This window comes from Pantoea sp. SGAir0180, from assembly GCF_043546245.1.
This window is the reverse complement of record NZ_CP028071.1, coordinates 1,519,784-1,538,853: the sequence shown is the minus strand read 5'-3', so window position 1 is coordinate 1,538,853 and position 19,070 is coordinate 1,519,784. Positions and strand designations below refer to the sequence as shown.

Sequence of the window (19,070 nt, the reverse complement as noted above, 5' to 3'; positions counted from 1 at the left end):
ATGGAAACGCTACTGGAAGTGCGCAATCTGAGCAAAACGTTTCGTTATCGCACCGGTCTGTTTCGCCGTCAGCATGTCGAGGCGGTGAAGTCCGTGAGCTTCACGCTGCGGGAGAAGCAGACGCTGGCGATCATCGGCGAAAATGGCTCCGGCAAATCAACGCTGGCAAAAATGCTCAGCGGCACCGTTGCCCCAACGGAGGGGGAAATCATTATTGACGATCATGCGCTGAGCTTTGGGGATTATGGCTACCGTAGCCAGCGCATCCGTATGATTTTCCAGGATCCTTCTACGTCGCTTAATCCCCGGCAGCGCGTCAGTCAGATTCTGGAGCTGCCGCTGCGCCTGAATACCGATCTTGACGCCGAGGCGCGCGAGAAACGGATCATTGGCACGCTGCGTCAGGTGGGATTACTGCGCGACCATGCCGGTTATTATCCGCATATGCTGGCACCAGGCCAAAAACAGCGTCTGGGCCTGGCGCGGGCATTAATTCTGCAACCCAAAGTGATTATTGCTGATGAAGCGCTAGCCTCACTGGATATGACCATGCGCTCACAGTTGGTCAACCTGATGCTGGAGCTGCAGGAAAAACACGGCATCGCCTACATCTACGTGACGCAACATTTAGGGATGATGAAGCATATCAGCGACAAAGTGTTGGTCATGCATCAGGGCGAAGTCGTGGAACGCGGCGGGACGGCCGACGTGCTGGCTTCTCCGCTGCATGATCTGACCAAACGTCTGATCAACAGCCATTTCGGCGAAGCGTTAACGGCCGAAGCGTGGCGACGCGAGCGTTGATTTTTCGGGGTTTTGTGGAAAACTGTGCACAGTTTTCCTGATTTAAGGCAGACGTGCTAGAATCCGCACGTCGATTAACGTCGGTCGTCTATTATTTAAACAACGCGACCGCCAACTACCATGACCATAAGGATTACAGCTATGGGTTTTCTTTCCGGTAAGCGCATTCTGATTACTGGTGTTGCCAGTAAACTTTCCATCGCCTACGGTATTGCACAGGCGATGCACAAACAGGGCGCAGAACTGGCTTTCACCTACCAAAACGACAAACTGAAAGGTCGTGTGGAAGAGTTCGCCAAAGATTTGGGTTCTGACATCGTACTGCCATGTGATGTTGCAGAAGATGAAAGCATCCAGTCCCTGTTCGCTGAGCTGGCAAAAACCTGGCCGAAATTTGACGGTTTCGTTCACTCAATTGGTTTTGCCCCAGGCGACCAGCTGGATGGCGATTACGTGAATGCCGTAACCCGCGAAGGTTTCAAAATTGCGCACGACATCAGTGCCTACAGCTTTGTTGCCATGGCAAAAGAGTGCCGTGCGATGCTGAACCCCAACTCAGCGCTGCTGACGCTGTCCTACCTGGGTGCAGAGCGCGCTATCCCTAACTACAACGTAATGGGCCTGGCAAAAGCGTCTCTGGAAGCAAACGTACGTTACATGGCCAATGCCATGGGACCAGAAGGTGTGCGTGTGAACGCCGTTTCTGCCGGTCCAATCCGTACGCTGGCGGCTTCAGGCATCAAAGATTTCCGTAAGATGCTGGCTCACTGTGAAGCGGTAACCCCGATTCGCCGTACCGTGACCATCGAAGACGTGGGTAACTCTGCGGCCTTCCTGTGTTCCGATCTGGCGGGTGGTATCACCGGCGAGATCGTTCACGTCGACGGCGGTTTCAGCATCGCCGCGATGAACGAACTGGAACTGAAATAAGTTTCCTCATGGGCGAGCGCTGCTCGCCCTGTCCTTCCCCGCCCGCGCCCTCGTTATTCCTTATTGCTATTAATTATCACCGATCGGTCTTTTGCCGTACCCTGCCCGTGGGCGAGGATAAGTCAGCCCTGCGGCCTGCGACCGGTTCACTGACTCTGTCCCGCATGTGCCGCATCAGATTTTGCAAAAGGACTGATGATGCAACAACGCCGCTATACTGGCCAGGATCACTGGTTTTACGAGAGCCAGACCTGTCCGCGTACCGTTCCGGCTGCCCCGCTTTTTCCTGAAGCAGCGCATATCGACGATCGGTTCTTGTTGGGGTTAGCGCAGGAAACCTCTTCTGTTCAGCCGTTGTTGCAGGCCGGACAACCCGCCATTCAGATTGCTCATGAGATTGTTGACCTGCTGTTTCCCGACCAGGTTGACGTTACGCTGACCCATACGCTGACGCTTTACGATCGGTTAAGCAGCGCGCTGACCGTGGCGCAGGTTACGGGCATTCAGCGGCTCTGCAATCACTACTCTGCAAGACTCAATCCTCTGCCTGGCCCTGACTCGTCGCGCGAGAGCAATAACCGCCTGACACAAATTACCCAGTACGCCCGACTGCTGGCCATGCAACCCACTCTGATTACTGCCGACAGTGTGCGCGCCCTTCACGCCGCAGGTCTGAGCGAAGCCGATATTGTCACGCTTAATCAGTTGATCGGCTTTGTCTGTTACCAGGCACGCGTGATCGCCGGTATTCATGCTCTGCTGAACATGCCGGTACGCTGGCTCCCCGGCATGTCACCTGCACCGGATGCGCCAGCCACCGATGCCCCCGGCGTCTGGCAGCCAGTCCTGAAACCGCTTGAGCCCCGCTATGCCAGCGAGGCGCAGCATAAGGCCGTGGCGCAATGCCAGACATCGTCTGCGCCAGAGGACGCCCTCTGGTTGCTGGCGCACGCACCGGCGTTATTAGAGCATTGGTACAGGTTGAATCATCAGGAGGAGACGGTCTTCACCGCCCGGGTTGAGGCTACAGCGGCCAGCCTGCTGGGAAATCGCTGGCGTCCACCGTCGTTAACGCCCTGTAGCGGCCAGTCTGGCACTGTTGATAATGCTAACCTGACCGACGCTGACCGGGCGGTCAGCGCGTTAACCGCCCTGCTGACCCGCCAGCCAGAACGTTTTTGCGCCGCCGATCTCCAGCCATTGCAAGAATCCGGCTGGTCCGTTGCCGATCAGTTCGCGCTTATCCAGGCCATCGCGCGGGCAAACTGGAACAGCCGTTTATTTTATGCCTGTGGTGAGGCGCGCTAAAGATCCAGATGACTGCGCGCTTCGTCATAGAAGTGCTGTGCCAGCGGCGTTGCCCGACCCGGTTCAGCGACCACCAGGGCCGCCTGGCGCGCCATCTTTGGCATTATGACAGGTCGCTGTTCCAGTCCGTGTAAAGACGCGGGCAGCAGATGACCGCGTGGCGAAACCAGTACGCCCAACCCGACCTGCGTACACTGCAGCAGTTGCATAATGGAGGCGCTTTCTACCACCACGCGCGGCATCAGCGACATCTCCCGCAGCGCCATATCCAGATAGCGACGAAAATAGCGCGTGGGTTCAGCCAGACACAGCGGCTGACGGGCCAGCGTTGGCAGATCCAGGCTTTCAACCTCGCCTAAGTGCTGAAAATGTCCGGGATGAAACACCGCTTCAACGCCACGGTCCGCCAGCAACGCGGCCTGAAAATGCAGTTCACGCAGCGTCGCCATTTCAAAAAAACCAATCCCGACATCGACCGTATGACTGTTCAGCGCCTCCAGCAGCTGGTCGGCGCTCAGGACGGCAATACGGTAATCGAGTTGTGGATAGCGCACCTGAACCGCTTTGAGCAGCTGGGCCAGCGACACGCTGCACTGCGGTACCACACCCAGCCGCAATGTGCCGTTAACGCCGTGTTTCAGTGACTCGACTTCCAGCTTCAGCCCCTGATAAACGGAGACGATTTCCCGCGCCCAGGCCAGCACCCGATCCCCTTCTGGCGTGAATCCGGCAAAGTTATTGCTGCGGTTGATCAGGGATAACCCCAGTTCGCGTTCCAGATTTTTTAACCGCATTGATAAGGTAGGCTGGCTGACAAAACTCGCCTCAGCGGCACGGCCAAAATGGCGTTCGCGTTCGAGGTTGCAGAGGTAGATGAGTTGCTTAATGTCGATTTTTTGTGCCCGCCATAACGTCGCTCAGTTGAACGCCTATTATGTGCCGAGGGCGCAACAGAATGCCAGTCAGTGTGCGTTCAGGATTCCGCTACAGGCAGAGTGCAGTAATACAGCCCGAGTGTCCGGCTGACAGGAGATACTTTTGGGGGCGAGACGAAAGGCGTAATGGGCGCGCAACAGGCCGGACTCTTTCAGGTCAGGCTGGCAGAATTATTATTTTTTATGGTGTTTTCCCTGGTGTTGCCCGTTGTTACTTCGTTGGATAAGGCCAGGCGTGATCAATGCCCGTTGACGACAGTACGCCCGTCGCCAGTAAATAGATCACGACAAGTGTGAAAAAAACAATTGCCGATATTTCAACGACTTTAACTAACCTGTTTTTCGCCATAAATAACCCCCTGTTAATTGCGTGTATTGCACTTTCCGCCTCTTACCATAGAGTGTTACCGGTAAAATTCAAGCACAGATCACAAAATGAAACATAAAGCATTGCTTATATTTTTGTGTTAATCGTGAACGTGAAGGGAACGGATAAAAACGGAGCTTAGAATGGAACGGAATGCCGTAACATGTCAGACAGGGAGGGCGCACCTGCTGCGCCCAGTGAGGCCGCCGTCAGCCGACGCCAAGCGCCGACTTCACTTCCTGCGCAATCTTTTCGACCTGAGGACCGTAAATCACCTGAACATCCTGCTCACTGACGCGATTCACGCCATTCGCGCCCGTACTTATCAGGGTGTGATCCACCACCTGTTTCATATCTTTTACCCGCACCCGTAAGCGCGTAAAGCAGCAATCGATGTCCTCTATATTGGCAGCCCCACCCAATCCACTGATAATGACCTGAGTGCGTTCACTGCCATCAACGACCTGCGGTTTTTCCTCCTCGGTTTCCCGTCCCGGTGTTTCAACATTCATGCGGGTAATGACAAAACGGAACCCGTAGTAATAGATCGGTGCGTAGATCACGCCAAGCACCAGCGTCCACCACCAGTGGGTTTTACTGCCACCCAGCACACCGAAGACCACCAGGTCGATAATGCCGCCCTGCACGTTGCCAATCATCAGATGCAGCATTGACATCAACATAAATGAAAGGCCGGTCAAAAACGCATGCAACACATAAAGCACGGGCGACACAAAAATAAAGCAGAACTCCAGGGGTTCGGTGATCCCGGTGGTAAAGGAGGTCAGCGCGCCGGCCAGCACCAGCGCTTTCACGCGTTGTTTATGCTCCGGACGTGCGGTGTGATAGATCGCCAGTGCTGCAGCAGGCAGCCCGAACATCATCACCGGTATTTTTCCCTGCGCCAGGAACTGGGTAGCCGTTCGCAGCGTGGCATCTGGGATGAGGCCAGGATGTGTCAGCGAGGCATTGAAAATATTCAATGCGCCGACAAGGGTCTGTCCGTCCACAACCGCCATACCGCCAATCGGCGTAAAGCGGACCGTTTCATTGAGAATATGGTGCAGCCCGGTGGGAATCAGCAGGCGTTCAGCCGCCCCCAGCAGAAATGCACCGTACTGACCACTGTGGCCAATCATCTGTCCCACCCAGGCGATGCCCTCTCCGAGGGTTGGCCAGATCAGCGCCAGCAATACACCCACCAGCGGCAGAACCACGACGGTGACAATGGGCACAAAACGTCGGCCGCCAAAGAAGCTGATCGCTGTAGGAAGTTGCTGCGTATAAAAACGATTGTGCAACATTACGGTGAGCAGGCCGGCCACCACGCCGCCCAGCACGCTCATGTTGTAGGTAAAAATCCCCAGCATCTGGATATATTCCGCCGAGGTCATCATGGCGGTCGTTTGATCCAGTCCCGCCTGTTGCAGCGCCTGAGGCGTCGTGGTGGCCGCCGTTATGCCTTTTGCGGCCAGCGTCGCATTAATCCCCACGTTCATGGCGATATAGCCAATCACCGCCGCAAAGGCGGCGGTCGGTTTCTCGGCTTTTGCCAGACCAATCGCACTGGCGACGGCAAAGAACAGGGGCAGATTGGCAAACAGCGCTCCTGCGACTTTGCGAATAAAACCGATAATGAGCTGGGCCACCTGCATTTGCGCAAAGGCTTCCCCCGTCACTGCGGGGTTCTGCATGGCCGCGGCCAGCCCCAGAAAAATACCGGCTGCCGCGATCACCGAAATGGGCATCATCAACGCCTTGCCAAATGCATGAATCTGGCTGGTCAGGTGTTTCATGGTTTCGCGCCTTTTTGTGTCATAAACAGCAAGTATTAGCGCGATGTGCCGATAACACCTGATACGGAGAAGTTATGAAAGGGTAAAATATGAACAGCATCACAGTTGTTGTGCCGTCACGATAAACGCGACCTATCGCACCATTAAGTCAATCAATTAGACAAGCTATGTCGTCGAACGCACACTAATCTTCACTATCAGGATATATCCTTGCAACATTCGTCCAACAAAAAAATAAGCCTGCACCTATGATGAAATTTAAGCGCCAAATTAAACCATACCGCGCCGCCGCGGGTGGCTGGGGTTCACTGGAAGCCACGACACGTTTTGTTTTCGACAGTAAAGCTGCCCTGAAAAACCTGCGCAATCTCATGCGTATGAACAAGGCGCGTGGCTTTGACTGCCCGGGCTGCGCCTGGGGCGATGACAATAAAAGTACTTTCAGCTTTTGTGAAAACGGAGCGAAAGCGGTAACCTGGGAAGCGACACGCCGCGTTGTGGATGCCGACTTCTTTGCGAAACACAGCGTGACCACGCTCTATGCTCAAAGCGATTACTTTCTGGAGTATCAGGGCCGCCTGACGCATCCCCTGCGCTACAACCGTGAAACCGATCACTACGAGCCCATCAGTTGGGATGACGCCTATGCGCTTATCGCGCAGCACATCAAAGCGATGGACAATCCAGACCAGATGGAGCTTTACACCTCAGGTCGCGCCAGTAATGAAGCGTCATGGCTTTATCAGCTGTTTGGCCGCATGCTGGGCACCAATAACTTCCCTGACTGCTCGAACATGTGTCACGAAGCCAGCGGTGCGGGACTGAAGCGCAGCATTGGCGTGGGTAAAGGCACGATTCGTCTGGATGATTTTGACCACGCGGATGCGATTTTTGTTTTTGGACAGAACCCGGGCACTAACCATCCACGCATGTTGCACAGCCTGCGTCACGCTGCCGATCACGGTGCAAAAATTGTGACCTTCAATACGCTGCGCGAACGCGGTCTGGAACGGTTCGCCGATCCGCAGAAGCCGCTGGAAATTGTGACCTCGAAAGCCGGTACCATCAGCTCGGCCTATTATCAGCCGCACCTGGGTGGCGATATGGCCGCGGTTCGCGGCATGGTTAAAGCCCTGCTGGAAACGCATCGCGCGCGCATTGCGGCAGGCGAAAGCGGCCTGTTCGATCAGGCGTTCCTGAATGCCAAAACGCACGGCGTTGAAGCCTACTTTGACGCCGTGGATAACACCGACTGGATGCAGATTGTGGCGCAGTCCGGCCTGACTGAAGCGCAGATCCGTGAAGCGGCCGCGATTTACCAGAGCGCCGATCGGGTCATCTGTACCTGGGCGATGGGTATCACTCAGCACAAACATTCCGTCGATACCGTGCGCGAAATTACTAACCTGCAGCTGCTGTTTGGCCAGTTAGGTAAAAAAGGTGCGGGTCTGTGCCCTGTTCGTGGTCACAGTAATGTGCAGGGTAACCGCACCATGGGCATTGATGAGAAACCGGCAAAACCGTTCCTGGATGCGCTGGGTCAGCACTTCAATTTTGAGCCACCGCGTGCGGCAGGTCATAACACCGTTGAAGCACTGAATGCCATGCTGCGTGACGAAATCAAAGTGCTTATCGCGCTGGGTGGCAACCTGGCGGCGGCGGCACCGGATTCACCGCGCACCGAAGAAGCGCTGTCACGTTGTGGCCTGACCGTACATATCAGTACCAAACTGAACCGCAGCCATCTGGTTCCCGGTCATGAGGGCCTGATTCTGCCTACGCTGGGCCGCACCGAGCGCGATTTGCAGGCGACGGGCAATCAGTATATTACCGTGGAAGATTCCTTCAGCATGGTGCACGCGTCTGAAGGCGTGGGTATTCCGCTGGCGGATACACAACGTTCAGAAACGTCGATTGTCGCCAGCATTGCGCATGCGGTACTGGGCGATGAAAAGGTGAAGTGGCTGGATCTGGCGGCGGACTACAACCTGATTCGCGATCACATCGCAGCCACGATTCCTGGCTTTGCCGACTTTAACAGCAAATGCGATCAGCCTGGTGGGTTCTATCTGGGTAATGCCGCCGCCGAACTGCGCTTCAACACGCCGACCGGTAAGGCCGAGTTCAGCCCTGCCGCGCTGCCTGACTCGCTGTTTCCGCAGTTGGATCAGGAGGTGCCCTTCACGCTGCAAACCCTGCGTTCGCACGATCAGTACAACACGACGATTTACGGCCTTGATGACCGCTATCGCGGCGTTTACGGTCAGCGTGAAGTCGTCTTTATCAACCCGGACGATATGGCGGCATTAGGCTTCAGCGAAGGCCAGAACGTTGACATTGAAACCCTGTGGAATGACGGCGTAACACGTCGCGTGAGCGGCTTTAAGCTGGTGCCTTACAACATCCCGCGTGGCAACCTGGCGGCCTATTATCCAGAAACCAACCCGCTGGTTCCGCTGAACAGCTATGGTGATATTAGCGGTACGCCAACCTCGAAATCGGTGCCGGTTAAGCTGGAATTGTCGCAGGCAACGGTCACCCAACGCATTGCCTGATTCAGGCTTTGCTCCAGGCAAAAAGCCGGTTCGTCCGGCTTTTTGCCTTGCCGCGGGACCGCGATTCGCGTAAAACTGTCAGCCGCTATTAGGCCACGAAACGTAAAAATCATGTTCCAGGATAATCCGCTGCTTGCGCAGCTTAAAGAGAAGCTCCATTCACAAACGCCGCGTGCAGAAGGCGTTGTAAAAGGCACCGAAAAGGGATTCGGCTTTCTGGAAGTCGATGCACAAAAAAGTTATTTCATCCCGCCCCCGCAGATGAAGAAAGTGATGCACGGCGACCGTATTATTGCCGTCATCCACACCGATAAAGATCGTGAAAGCGCAGAGCCAGAAACGCTGGTCGAGCCTTTCCTGAGCCGTTTTGTAGGCCGTGTGCAGAAAAAAGACGATCGTCTTTCTATCGTGCCCGATCATCCCCTGCTGAAAGAGGCCATTCAGTGCCGTCCGGTACGTGGGCTGACCCACGATTTCCAACAGGGCGACTGGGCCGTCGCGGAAATGCGACGTCATCCATTAAAGGGTGACCGCGGCTTTTATGCCGAACTGACCGAATTTATTGTCAGCGCAGACGACCATCTTGCGCCGTGGTGGGTGACACTGTCACGTCACAATCTGGAGCGCCAGGCCCCTGAAATGGGTTTTGGCGAGATGCTGGACGAAAACCTGCAGCGTGAAGACCTGACCGCGCTGGATTTCGTGACCATCGACAGCGCCAGCACAGAAGATATGGACGATGCGCTCTATGTTGAGGCGCTGGAAGACAATGCCCTGCGCCTGACGGTCGCCATTGCCGATCCGACCGCTTACGTGGCTGAAGGCAGCGAGCTGGATAAGCTTGCCGCGCAACGTGCGTTCACCAACTACCTGCCGGGCTTTAATATCCCGATGCTGCCGCGCGAGCTTTCCGATGATGTCTGCTCCCTGCGCCCTGATGTGCGTCGCCCGGTACTGGCCTGTCGCGTCACCGTGGCGCAGGATGGCAGCCTGTCTGATGTGCACTTCTTCGCGGCCTGGATCGAATCGAAAGCCAAACTGGTTTACGACGAGGTTTCTGACTGGCTGGAGAACAGCGGCGAGTGGCAGCCGCAGAATGACGCGATTGCGAATCAGATCCGCCTGCTGCATCAATTGTGCCTGTCTCGCGGCGAATGGCGCCAGGCCCACGCGCTGGTGTTTAAAGATCGCCCGGATTACCGCTTCCTGTTGGGCGAGAAAGGCGAAGTGCTGGATATCGTCGCTGAACCGCGTCGCATTGCCAACCGAATCGTTGAAGAAGCCATGATTCTGGCCAACATCTGTGCGGCCGAGGTGCTGCGCGATAAGCTGGGCTTTGGGATCTATAACGTCCATGCAGGCTTCGATACTGCCAACGCCGAGCAGGCCGCCGCCGTGCTGGCGACACATGGGATTACGGCAGATCCTTCAGCGATTACCACGCTGGACGGTTTCCGTGTGCTGCGCCGGGAGCTGGATGCCCAGCCGACCCAGTTCCTGGACAGCCGTATTCGTCGTTTCCAGACGTATGCGGAAATCACCACCGAACCTGGCCCGCACTTCGGTCTGGGCCTGGAAGCCTATGCGACCTGGACCTCACCGATTCGTAAATTTGGCGACATGATCAACCATCGCCTGCTGAAAGCCATCGTGCGTGGTGAGTCGATCGCCCGGCCCGATGACGCTGTCACGGTCACCATGAGCGAGCGCCGCCGTCTTAACCGCATGGCCGAGCGTGACGTGGGCGACTGGCTTTATGCCCGTTACCTGTCACCTTTTGCGGCGACAGATCGTAAATTCAGCGCGGAAATTATCGATATTTCCCGTGGTGGCATGCGCGTGCGTTTGCTGGAGAATGGCGCAGTGGCGTTTATCCCTGCTCCGTTCCTGCACTCCGTTCGTGACGAACTGGTGTGCAGCCAGGAAAGCGGCACAGTGCAGATTAAAGGTGAAGTGGTTTACCGCGTGACCGATGTGATCGACGTGACCATCGCCGAAGTGCGTATGGAAACCCGCAGCGTCGTCGCTCGCCCCGCAGCCTGAGTATTATCCAGCGGGACAGGATAGCCTGTCCCGCTCATTCCTGACGTACCGCTTCCGCACACGCTAAATTTGCACTGCGCTTCACAGTTCTCTCCTTATTAACTTTCACTTACATTCCATTACATTAACGTTAGCTCGTTGTATTCGATCGCCTTCCATTCGGTCTCTACAAGGAGTGAGTTATGAAGAACGTCAAAACCGGCGTGATCTGGTTAGCGGTGGCGTTAACTGGCGCGGGCGCGTTCGCGATGCTGGCGCTTAATCGCGGCGAACACGTCAACGCAGTCTGGCTGGTGGTTGCCGCAGTCGCCTGTTACAGCATTGCCTATCGTTTTTACAGCCTCTTTATCGCCCGCAACATTTTCGAACTCGACGATCGTCGCCTGACGCCTGCTGAACGTCTCAGCGACGGTCTGGACTACGTCCCCACCAACAAATGGGTGCTGTTTGGTCACCATTTTGCCGCTATCGCCGGTGCGGGCCCGTTGGTCGGTCCGATTCTGGCCGCGCAGATGGGCTTTTTACCTGGCACGATCTGGATTCTGGTCGGCGTGATGCTGGCCGGTGCGGTTCAGGATTTCCTGGTGCTGTTTATCTCGACCCGACGCGATGGCCGTTCACTGGGTGAAATGGCCCGTCAGGAGCTGGGGGCCTTCGCTGGCGTCATCACTATGCTGGGTGCGCTGGGCGTGATGATTATTATCCTTTCCGCGCTGGCGCTGGTGGTGGTGAAGGCACTGGCGAACAGCCCCTGGGGCCTGTTTACCATTGCCGCAACGATCCCTATCGCGCTGTTTATGGGCATCTACATGCGCTTTCTGCGCCCCGGTAAAATTGCTGAAGTCTCACTGATTGGTTTTGTGCTGATGATGGCGGCCATTATTTACGGTGGCGATGTCGCACAACATCCCTACTGGAGGCCGTTCTTTACCCTGAAAGGCACGTCACTGACCTGGGTGCTGGTCATTTATGGTTTTATCGCATCGGTATTACCGGTGTGGCTGCTGTTAGCACCGAGGGACTACCTCTCGACCTTTCTGAAAATTGGCGTCATCGTTGGTCTGGCTGTAGGTATCGTGTTCGCCATGCCAGAGATGAAGATGCCCGCCGTGACCCGCTTCATTGACGGCACCGGCCCGGTCTTCTCAGGGGCTCTGTTCCCGTTCCTGTTTATCACTATTGCCTGCGGGGCGATTTCCGGCTTTCATGCGCTGGTTTCCAGCGGAACCACGCCAAAACTCGTGGAGCGGGAAAGCCACATTCGCTTTATTGGCTACGGCGCGATGTTGATGGAGTCGTTTGTCGCCATAATGGCGCTGATTTGCGCCTCAGTGCTGGACCCCGGCGTATATTTTGCGATGAATGCCCCGGCGGCGCTGATTGGCACCACCGTTGAAAATGCCGCCCAGGTGATCAACGGCTGGGGCTTTGTCGTTACACCGGAGATGTTAAGTGGAATTGCACGGGATGTAGGTGAAGCCTCCATTCTGTCCCGTGCTGGCGGCGCACCGACGTTCGCCGTCGGTATGGCCCATATCATTACCGAGGTGGTTAACAGTCGCGCCATGATGGCCTTCTGGTATCACTTTGCCATTCTGTTTGAAGCCCTGTTTATTCTGACTGCCGTCGATGCCGGTACGCGTGCCTGTCGGTTTATGGTGCAGGACCTGGTGGGCACCGTGGTGCCGTCGATGGCCAATAACCGCTCCTGGCTGGGTAACCTTGCGGGCACAACCGTTGCGGTGGCTGGCTGGGGATTCTTTGTGTATCAGGGCGTGATTGATCCGCTGGGCGGCATCAATACGCTATGGCCATTGTTTGGCATCGGTAACCAGATGCTGGCCTCCATGGCGCTGATTCTGGGCACCGTGGTGCTGTTTAAAATGAAGAAGCAGCGTTATGCGTGGGTGACCATTCTGCCAACGATCTGGCTGTTTATTACCTCAATGACCGCGGGATGGCAGAAGATTTTCCACGAAAAACCGTCCATCGGCTTTCTGGCGCAGGCCAATAAATTCCGTAAAGGTCTGGATGAAGGCGTGATTATCGCACCGGCGAAAACCGTCGCCGATATGCACACCATCGTTTTCAGTAACCAGATTAACGCGGCCCTGTGCGGGTTCTTTATGCTGGTCGCCGTCACCATGCTCATTGCGGCTTTTTTTGTGATTCGTCGTGCCCTGCGCAGTGAGGTACCTACCACGCATGAGTCCGCGACCACGTTGCGGAAGGAGATTCGCCATGTCTGACAGCATTCATCGTGTAACACGGCCAACAGGGACGTGGCAAATTGTGCGCTGCGAATTACGCTATGCTCCCGTCCGCCCTGGCTTTCGCTGGCGGGCATTCTGGCAGGGGCTACAGCAAAGCTTTCGTCTGATGGTGGGCGTTCAGGACTACCAAAAATACCTGCAGCACATGCGGCAGCATCATCCAGACCTGCCGCCGATGAGCGAGCGTGACTTTCATCGTTATTGTCTGGACGCCCGCTTTCCCAGTCAGGCTGGAAAACTGGGTAAATGTCCGTGCTGAACCGCCTGCCGGCCCCGCTTCGGCGGGGTTTTTTGTTCCTGTTTTTTCTGGAAAGTAAAATAAATACACTTTCATCTTGTGCTGACATCAGTAGATGAATACTGTTGCTAAAATAATGAGATAACGTCAGCTATGGACTTCCCGGAGGGAGTGATCATGACCGATGAACAAGGGCAATCATTGTTGTATACCTTGTTTGGTACAACCAGCCCTCATTGGCGGTTAAGCGCGGACAGCGATGCGCTGCTTTTTGCCTTAGATGAATCATCGAATACGAGTGTTGCTGTGCCGCTGACGCCTGGCCAGTGCAGTTTACTGCGAGCTATGCCAGTGATTACTTCCAGTATCAACCTGACGTTAACAATCCATGGTGAGCAGGTGGCCATGCATTTTGTCGGACGGCGCATCAATCAGTCTGTCTGGGCCGGTACCGCATCCGCCTGGGGCGATACATCGGCGGTCGCACGCGATCTGACGCTGGGGCTGTCCTTTGCGGAACAGGTAGTTTCAGAGGCCAATTCCGTTATCGTCATTCTTGACCAGCGGGGCAATATTCAGCGCTTTAACCGACTCAGCGAAGAGTACACCGGCCTGTATGAGCAGGATGTGATTGGCCGGAATGTTTTTCAGCTGTTTATGACCAAGCAGGAGGCGGCAGCGTCACGTCGCAACATTGCGGGCTTCTTCCGTGATGGTAACTCTTATGAAGTCGAACGCTGGATCAAAACGATGAAGGGACAGCGACTCTTTCTGTTTCGTAATAAGTTTGTTCACAGCGGCAGCGGAAAAAATGAAATTTTCCTCATCTGTTCCGGAACGGATATTACCGAAGAACGTCGCGCTCAGGAGCGACTGCGTGTCATGGCCAATACGGATGGTATTACCGGCCTGCCCAACCGTCACGCGATACATCAGCAAATCAGTCAGGCGCTGGAGCGGGCGGAAGGCAGTGAAACCGGTGTGGTCTATCTGGACCTGGATAATTTCAAAAAAGTGAATGACGCTTATGGCCATATGTTTGGCGATCAACTGCTGCAGGCGGTGTCGCTGGCTATTCTGAGTTGTCTGAGTAAGAACCAGACGCTGGGACGCCTTGGCGGTGATGAGTTTGTGGTGCTGGCCGAACAGACCAGCCAGGCGGCGCTGGAAGCGATGGCGACGCGCATTCTGGATCGGTTACGTCAGCCCTTCCGCATTGGCCTTATCGAAGTTTACAGCGGCTGCTCCATCGGCATTGCCATCGCGCCGCTGCACGGGGAAGATCGTGAATGCCTGATCCGCAATGCCGATACGGCGATGTATCACGCCAAAGAGAACAATCGCGGTAAATATTGCGTTTTTGCTGAAGAGATGAACCGGCGGGTATTTGAATATCTGTGGCTTGATACCAATCTTCGCAAAGCGCTGGAGCAGGACCATTTACTGGTGCACTACCAACCCAAAGTGGACACGGACGGAAAAGTACGCAGTGCCGAAGCGTTGGTGCGCTGGCATTCACCCGAGCGCGGACTGGTCTCGCCTGCTGACTTTATTCCCTATGCTGAAGATTCAGGACTGATTGTGCCGCTGGGGCGCTGGGTAATGCTCAATGTGTTGAAACAGATTATCGCGTGGCGCCAGCAGGATATTCATCTGCGCGTGGCCGTCAACGTCTCCGCGCGCCAGTTGATGGATCAGTCGATCTACAGCGATCTGAAGCAGGCGCTGACTGACGCCGGTTTAACGGAAAGCCCGATCGATATCGAACTCACGGAGAGTTGTCTGATTGAGAACGAAGCGGAAGCGCTGAAGTTAATGCACAAGTTCCAGGAGCTGGGTGCCCAGGTCCATCTGGATGATTTTGGTACCGGTTATTCCTCGTTATCACAGCTGGCACGAGTGCCTATTAACGCCATTAAGCTGGATCAAAGTTTTATCCGCAATGTGAATAAACGCCCTGTCTCCCAGTCGCTGGTGCGCGCGATTGTTGCGGTTGCCAAGGCGCTGGATTTACAGGTTATTGCCGAAGGCATAGAAACCGCCGATGAAGAGGCCTTCGTGCTGAAGAATGGCGTCGATGGTCGACAAGGCTATTTCTACGCAAAACCAATGCCCGCCGAACAGTTTGGGCATTGGCTGGCTCAGCATCCTGCCCGCAAGTAAACGCTTAAGTCCCTAACCCGCTTTACGCAGTGATGCGGTGTGGCGGTTTTGTAACTGGACTAAACGCTCCATATAGGCGATATCTTTTGCTTCAAGCGAAAAGGCGTAATCGACCCAGTCTTCCGTGATGTCCATTAACTCGGCGCGGGAAAGCTGCAATACGCGCTGGCGCGCCTTCAGCATAGCGCGCACTCCATTGAGTTTGGGCCGCAAGGTATCAATGAACGTCCGGGTGGCACGGTAGCTGTCGCCTGGCTGAAACACTTTGTCAACCAGTCCCCGCGTTTCGTACCACTCTGCGCTGTGGGATTCGCCTTCGATGATCAGCTCCTCCGCCAGCTTCATGCCCGAACGCCGGGCGACTAATGAATAGCCGCCCATACCCGGAAACAGGTTAAACGCAATCTCCGGAAAACCCATACGGGCGTTGTTTTGCGCCAGGATAAAGTGATGCGCCAGCGCTGCCTCAAAACCGCCGCCCAGTGCACTGCCCTCAATCATTGCCAGCGTCACGGCTCCGGTGTCAAAGCCACGCGCGGCAGAATGAATGCAGTCAACACAGGCGCGTGCATAGGCACGCAACGCTTCCCGGCGATTATTGCGGATACACTCCACAAAGAAGCGCAAATCACCACCGGCATTAAACATTTGTGGCACTAACGAGCCGGTGACCCAGAAGTCGATGGGCAAGCCAGAACGCTGGGCCGCGTAACTGAGATTCATGATTTCTTCAATCAGTTCATGATTAAAGCTGGGGCGCGGTTGGGCGCGTAACATCATCCACATGGTACGTCTCCCTTCTTCGTAATAAGCCACTAACTGCGTGGTTTGTCCGGCTTCGGAAAACAGTCTGCATGTGGGTTGGTTAATCACGGTCATTGTCTCATCCTCTGTTATTTTGATGCGCTAATTGCGCCACATCAGCCTAATCCAGAGTGAGGCCAGACCAAATGAGAGATTGATTTACAAGATAAATTCCAGAGTGATCCCTGATGCACGACATTTTATTGATTAGTATGATTTCTTGATAGCACGCGACTCGCTGGCAGAACAGCGCCAACCGATAACGGGCACTGAAGAGACTTTCACGCCACGTAAGGCGTGCGTAACGCGCAAATCAGGACGCAGACCAGGCTGCGCCCTCAAACTTATTTCTGGCCGTACCAGGCATTTTCACCATGCTTGCGCAAGTAATGCAGATCGAGCAGGGTTTGCTGGATGGGGGGAAGACCGGCCGTCAGCTGCTGACTGAACAATCCCATATACGCCACCTCTTCCAGCACCACCGCGCTGTGCACCGCCGCATGGGCATCTTTGCCCCACGCGAAGGGGCCATGTGAATTCACCAGCACGGCGGGAATCGCAGTGGGAGAAAGCCCACGCTGCGCAAAGGTTTCAATAATCACTTCACCCGTATTCCACTCGTATTGCTGTTGAATCTCCTCGTCACGCATGGCGCGGGTACAGGGAATTTCACCGTAGAAGTCGTCCGCGTGTGTGGTTCCCCAGGCCGGAATGGCACGACCGGCCTGCGCCCAGATGGTGGCGTGGCGGGAGTGCGTATGGACAATTCCACCTACTTCGGGCCAGGCCAGATAAAGCGCCCGGTGCGTAGCCGTGTCAGAGGAAGGACGTTTTGTGCCTTCGATAACCTCTCCGTTCGTCAGATCCACCACTACCATGTCATCCACTTTCATTACATCGTAACTGACGCCGGAAGGCTTAATCACCAGCAAACCCTGCTCACGATCGAGGGCGCTGACATTGCCCCAGGTGAAGGTAACAAGGTTATGTTTAGGAAGATCGAGATTGGCTTCCAGAACCTGTTGTTTCAGATGTTCCAGCATTTTTTTCTCCTGCTGAATAAGGTCTTAACATTTTGCGGAGCAGGCAGAAAAAACGTTATGGAGCAAATGGCTAAAAAGCAGCGGAAAATAGCTGTGAATGGAAAATTGTGCTGAGAATTAAGAATTATCCCTCTTCGGAAAACCTTCAAAATGAATAGAATTCTGTCAGGCGTCGGGCAGGTCCACCTGCTACTGGTGCTTTTCAGCCGCTACAAACAGATCGTCCATGGTGTCCGCGTTTTTATACTAAAAGGATGCGGTAATAATGCGGCACAGGCGGCCTGAAAAAATTTCAAAGCTATACTTAGTGTGTTGCCTCTGCAAACACAATAAAGGAGAAGTTTATGACAATTACAATGAAAAAATTGACCGTTGCGGTCTTAGCGACCACCCTGGTTGTGGCGTTAAGCGGCTGTTCTAACTGGTCTAAGCGTGACCGCAATACTGCGATTGGTGCAGGTGCGGGTGCCATTGGTGGTTCAGTACTGACCAACGGCAGCGCGCTGGGTACAGTCGGCGGCGCCGCAGTAGGTGGCATTATCGGTCATCAGATTCACTAAGAACCGCAATTAAAATAATTAACGGCTACGCAGCGCATCTACACCATAAGCCGGGCTACACAAGTCGCCCGGTTTTTTATTTAACCGCCCGCCAGTTTTACTTTCATACCTTTGGCTTCCAGCAGGCTTTTAAGTAAATCACGTTTGTCGCCCTGAATTTCAATTACACCGTCTTTCACCGATCCGCCACAACCGCATTTCTTTTTTAGCTCGGCAGCCAGAAGATTCAGTGCACCGTCATCCATGTCCACGCCAGTTATCAGGCAAACGCCCTTGCCTTTCCGGCCGCTGGTCTGGCGCTGGATACGAACAATGCCGTCCCCTTTAGGACGTTCCACTTTCTGTTCGGGTTGCACAATGCGGCCTGAATCTGTGGAATATACAAGTGGGTTGTCACGATTCATTTTACCGCCTCCAGATCATTGATTATGGCTTTCAGCGTCGCCGCCGGGTTAGCAGACTGTGTAACCGGGCGGCCAATGACCATATAATCCACCCCGGCGAGCTTCGCCTGCTGCGGCGTCATTACGCGACGCTGATCGCCGGCGTCGCTGCCTGCTGGCCGGATGCCTGGCGTGACCAGCGTGAAGTCCCTGCCAATGACCTGTTTAAATCGGGCGGCTTCGTGGGCGGAACAAACCACACCATCCAGGCCACATTCGTGGGTCAGCTTTGCCAGGCGCTCGGCCTGCTCTGCCGGCGAAAGCGTGATACCCAGACCCAGCAAGTCATCTGCATTCATACTGGTCAGGACGGTGACGGCAATCAGTAACGGCGCTTGCTGCCCAAAAGGCACTAACGCTTCCCGGGCGGCGTTCATCATACGCGCACCGCCGCTGGCGTGCACATTCACCATCCAGACACCAAGATCGGCGGCGGCGGCGACAGCATGGGCCGTTGTATTGGGAATATCATGGAATTTCAGGTCGAGGAAGATTTCAAAGCCGCGTTGTTGCAGCGTTTTGACCAACTGAGGGCCACATAAGGTGAACATTTCTTTGCCCACTTTCAGGCGACAGCTACCTGGCTCTATCTGATCAACAAAATGCAGCGCGCTGTTTAAATCGTGGTAATCAAGCGCCACTAACACGGGTGAAGTCGGGGATAAGGCCATGCTATTTCCTCTGCGGTAGGCACCTGCTGGCGCGTTAGACAAACGGCACGCATTCTACCTGCCCGCATTTCCCATCACAATCCCTGTTATCCTGCGAGGCGATATTCGCACGGTGCTGATGCAGGCTGGTGAACAGG

The 19,070-nt window shown here is 55.1% G+C and carries 16 protein-coding genes; 9 read left to right on the top strand and 7 right to left on the bottom strand.

Going from position 1 to position 19,070, the window contains the following annotated elements:
• The 3 genes from sapF to C1N58_RS07190 all read left to right on the top strand — a co-directional run bounded on the left by sapF (position 1) and on the right by C1N58_RS07190 (position 3,042).
• Positions 1-804, top strand: a complete 804-nt coding sequence (gene sapF / locus C1N58_RS07200; RefSeq protein ID WP_039340210.1) for a putrescine export ABC transporter ATP-binding protein SapF — start codon at positions 1-3, stop codon at positions 802-804.
• Between the two features lie 141 nt (positions 805-945).
• The gene (gene fabI / locus C1N58_RS07195; protein ID WP_006119311.1) at positions 946-1,734 is read left to right on the top strand and encodes an enoyl-ACP reductase FabI; all 789 of its coding nucleotides are present in this window, start codon (positions 946-948) and stop codon (positions 1,732-1,734) included.
• 198 nt (positions 1,735-1,932) lie between these two features.
• On the top strand, positions 1,933-3,042 hold the full coding sequence (locus tag C1N58_RS07190; protein ID WP_394564870.1) for a carboxymuconolactone decarboxylase family protein: 1,110 nt from the start codon (positions 1,933-1,935) through the stop codon (positions 3,040-3,042).
• Here the strand turns inward: C1N58_RS07190 and C1N58_RS07185 are convergent.
• The 3 genes from C1N58_RS07185 to C1N58_RS07175 all read right to left on the bottom strand — a co-directional run bounded on the left by C1N58_RS07185 (position 3,039) and on the right by C1N58_RS07175 (position 6,140).
• Positions 3,039-3,935, bottom strand: a complete 897-nt coding sequence (locus tag C1N58_RS07185; protein ID WP_033741802.1) for a LysR family transcriptional regulator — start codon at positions 3,933-3,935, stop codon at positions 3,039-3,041. The genes C1N58_RS07190 and C1N58_RS07185 overlap by 4 nt on opposite strands.
• 253 nt (positions 3,936-4,188) lie before the next feature.
• A complete protein-coding gene (locus C1N58_RS07180; RefSeq protein ID WP_394550677.1) occupies positions 4,189-4,326 on the bottom strand; it encodes a hypothetical protein in 138 nt (45 codons plus the stop codon).
• A gap of 227 nt (positions 4,327-4,553) precedes the next feature.
• Positions 4,554-6,140, bottom strand: a complete 1,587-nt coding sequence (locus C1N58_RS07175) for a PTS transporter subunit EIIC (protein WP_394564728.1) — start codon at positions 6,138-6,140, stop codon at positions 4,554-4,556.
• A 251-nt stretch (positions 6,141-6,391) separates the two neighbouring features.
• Here C1N58_RS07175 and C1N58_RS07170 point away from each other — a divergent pair, with 251 nt between their 5' ends.
• The 5 genes from C1N58_RS07170 to pdeR all read left to right on the top strand — a co-directional run bounded on the left by C1N58_RS07170 (position 6,392) and on the right by pdeR (position 15,412).
• Complete coding sequence (locus C1N58_RS07170; protein WP_039341548.1) at positions 6,392-8,695, top strand: FdhF/YdeP family oxidoreductase; 2,304 nt, start codon at positions 6,392-6,394, stop codon at positions 8,693-8,695.
• A gap of 111 nt (positions 8,696-8,806) precedes the next feature.
• Positions 8,807-10,738 (top strand): exoribonuclease II, encoded by a 1,932-nt coding sequence (locus C1N58_RS07165; RefSeq protein WP_033741804.1) that lies wholly within the window; start codon positions 8,807-8,809, stop codon positions 10,736-10,738.
• A 182-nt stretch (positions 10,739-10,920) separates the two neighbouring features.
• The gene (locus C1N58_RS07160) at positions 10,921-12,987 is read left to right on the top strand and encodes a carbon starvation CstA family protein (protein WP_394564727.1); all 2,067 of its coding nucleotides are present in this window, start codon (positions 10,921-10,923) and stop codon (positions 12,985-12,987) included.
• Complete coding sequence (locus C1N58_RS07155; RefSeq protein WP_039340200.1) at positions 12,980-13,270, top strand: YbdD/YjiX family protein; 291 nt, start codon at positions 12,980-12,982, stop codon at positions 13,268-13,270. Before C1N58_RS07160 ends, C1N58_RS07155 begins: the two co-directional genes overlap by 8 nt.
• 156 nt (positions 13,271-13,426) lie before the next feature.
• Positions 13,427-15,412: a cyclic di-GMP phosphodiesterase gene (gene pdeR / locus C1N58_RS07150; RefSeq protein WP_039340199.1), complete on the top strand. Its 1,986-nt coding sequence runs from the start codon at positions 13,427-13,429 to the stop codon at positions 15,410-15,412.
• Positions 15,413-15,424: 12 nt separating this feature from the next.
• Here pdeR and C1N58_RS07145 read toward each other — a convergent pair whose 3' ends face one another.
• Together C1N58_RS07145 and araD are read right to left on the bottom strand one after the other, a co-directional pair.
• Positions 15,425-16,291 (bottom strand): crotonase/enoyl-CoA hydratase family protein, encoded by an 867-nt coding sequence (locus C1N58_RS07145; protein WP_033741810.1) that lies wholly within the window; start codon positions 16,289-16,291, stop codon positions 15,425-15,427.
• 269 nt (positions 16,292-16,560) lie between these two features.
• On the bottom strand, positions 16,561-17,259 hold the full coding sequence (araD, locus tag C1N58_RS07140) for an L-ribulose-5-phosphate 4-epimerase (RefSeq protein WP_054687709.1): 699 nt from the start codon (positions 17,257-17,259) through the stop codon (positions 16,561-16,563).
• Positions 17,260-17,603: 344 nt separating this feature from the next.
• Between araD and osmB the strand changes: the two genes are divergently transcribed.
• A complete protein-coding gene (osmB, locus tag C1N58_RS07135; protein WP_006119323.1) occupies positions 17,604-17,819 on the top strand; it encodes an osmotically-inducible lipoprotein OsmB in 216 nt (71 codons plus the stop codon).
• A gap of 80 nt (positions 17,820-17,899) precedes the next feature.
• On the opposite strand, the gene yciH is transcribed toward osmB, so the two are convergent.
• Together yciH and pyrF are read right to left on the bottom strand one after the other, a co-directional pair.
• Positions 17,900-18,223: a stress response translation initiation inhibitor YciH gene (gene yciH / locus C1N58_RS07130; RefSeq protein WP_054687708.1), complete on the bottom strand. Its 324-nt coding sequence runs from the start codon at positions 18,221-18,223 to the stop codon at positions 17,900-17,902.
• Positions 18,220-18,933 (bottom strand): orotidine-5'-phosphate decarboxylase, encoded by a 714-nt coding sequence (gene pyrF / locus C1N58_RS07125; protein ID WP_394550672.1) that lies wholly within the window; start codon positions 18,931-18,933, stop codon positions 18,220-18,222. Before pyrF ends, yciH begins: the two co-directional genes overlap by 4 nt.
• Between the last annotated feature and the right edge of the window lie 137 nt (positions 18,934-19,070).

Bases quoted from the DNA above. Each gene is read 5' to 3' on its own strand.
- sapF (WP_039340210.1), top strand. From the start codon at position 1: ATGGAAACGCTACTGGAAGTGCGCAATCTGAGCAAAACGTTTCGTTAT.
- fabI (WP_006119311.1), top strand. From the start codon at position 946: ATGGGTTTTCTTTCCGGTAAGCGCATTCTGATTACTGGTGTTGCCAGT.
- C1N58_RS07190 (WP_394564870.1), top strand. From the start codon at position 1,933: ATGCAACAACGCCGCTATACTGGCCAGGATCACTGGTTTTACGAGAGC.
- C1N58_RS07180 (WP_394550677.1), bottom strand. From the start codon at position 4,326: ATGGCGAAAAACAGGTTAGTTAAAGTCGTTGAAATATCGGCAATTGTT.
- C1N58_RS07175 (WP_394564728.1), bottom strand. From the start codon at position 6,140: ATGAAACACCTGACCAGCCAGATTCATGCATTTGGCAAGGCGTTGATG.
- C1N58_RS07170 (WP_039341548.1), top strand. From the start codon at position 6,392: ATGAAATTTAAGCGCCAAATTAAACCATACCGCGCCGCCGCGGGTGGC.
- C1N58_RS07165 (WP_033741804.1), top strand. From the start codon at position 8,807: ATGTTCCAGGATAATCCGCTGCTTGCGCAGCTTAAAGAGAAGCTCCAT.
- C1N58_RS07160 (WP_394564727.1), top strand. From the start codon at position 10,921: ATGAAGAACGTCAAAACCGGCGTGATCTGGTTAGCGGTGGCGTTAACT.
- C1N58_RS07155 (WP_039340200.1), top strand. From the start codon at position 12,980: ATGTCTGACAGCATTCATCGTGTAACACGGCCAACAGGGACGTGGCAA.
- pdeR (WP_039340199.1), top strand. From the start codon at position 13,427: ATGACCGATGAACAAGGGCAATCATTGTTGTATACCTTGTTTGGTACA.
- C1N58_RS07145 (WP_033741810.1), bottom strand. From the start codon at position 16,291: ATGACCGTGATTAACCAACCCACATGCAGACTGTTTTCCGAAGCCGGA.
- araD (WP_054687709.1), bottom strand. From the start codon at position 17,259: ATGCTGGAACATCTGAAACAACAGGTTCTGGAAGCCAATCTCGATCTT.
- osmB (WP_006119323.1), top strand. From the start codon at position 17,604: ATGACAATTACAATGAAAAAATTGACCGTTGCGGTCTTAGCGACCACC.
- yciH (WP_054687708.1), bottom strand. From the start codon at position 18,223: ATGAATCGTGACAACCCACTTGTATATTCCACAGATTCAGGCCGCATT.
- pyrF (WP_394550672.1), bottom strand. From the start codon at position 18,933: ATGGCCTTATCCCCGACTTCACCCGTGTTAGTGGCGCTTGATTACCAC.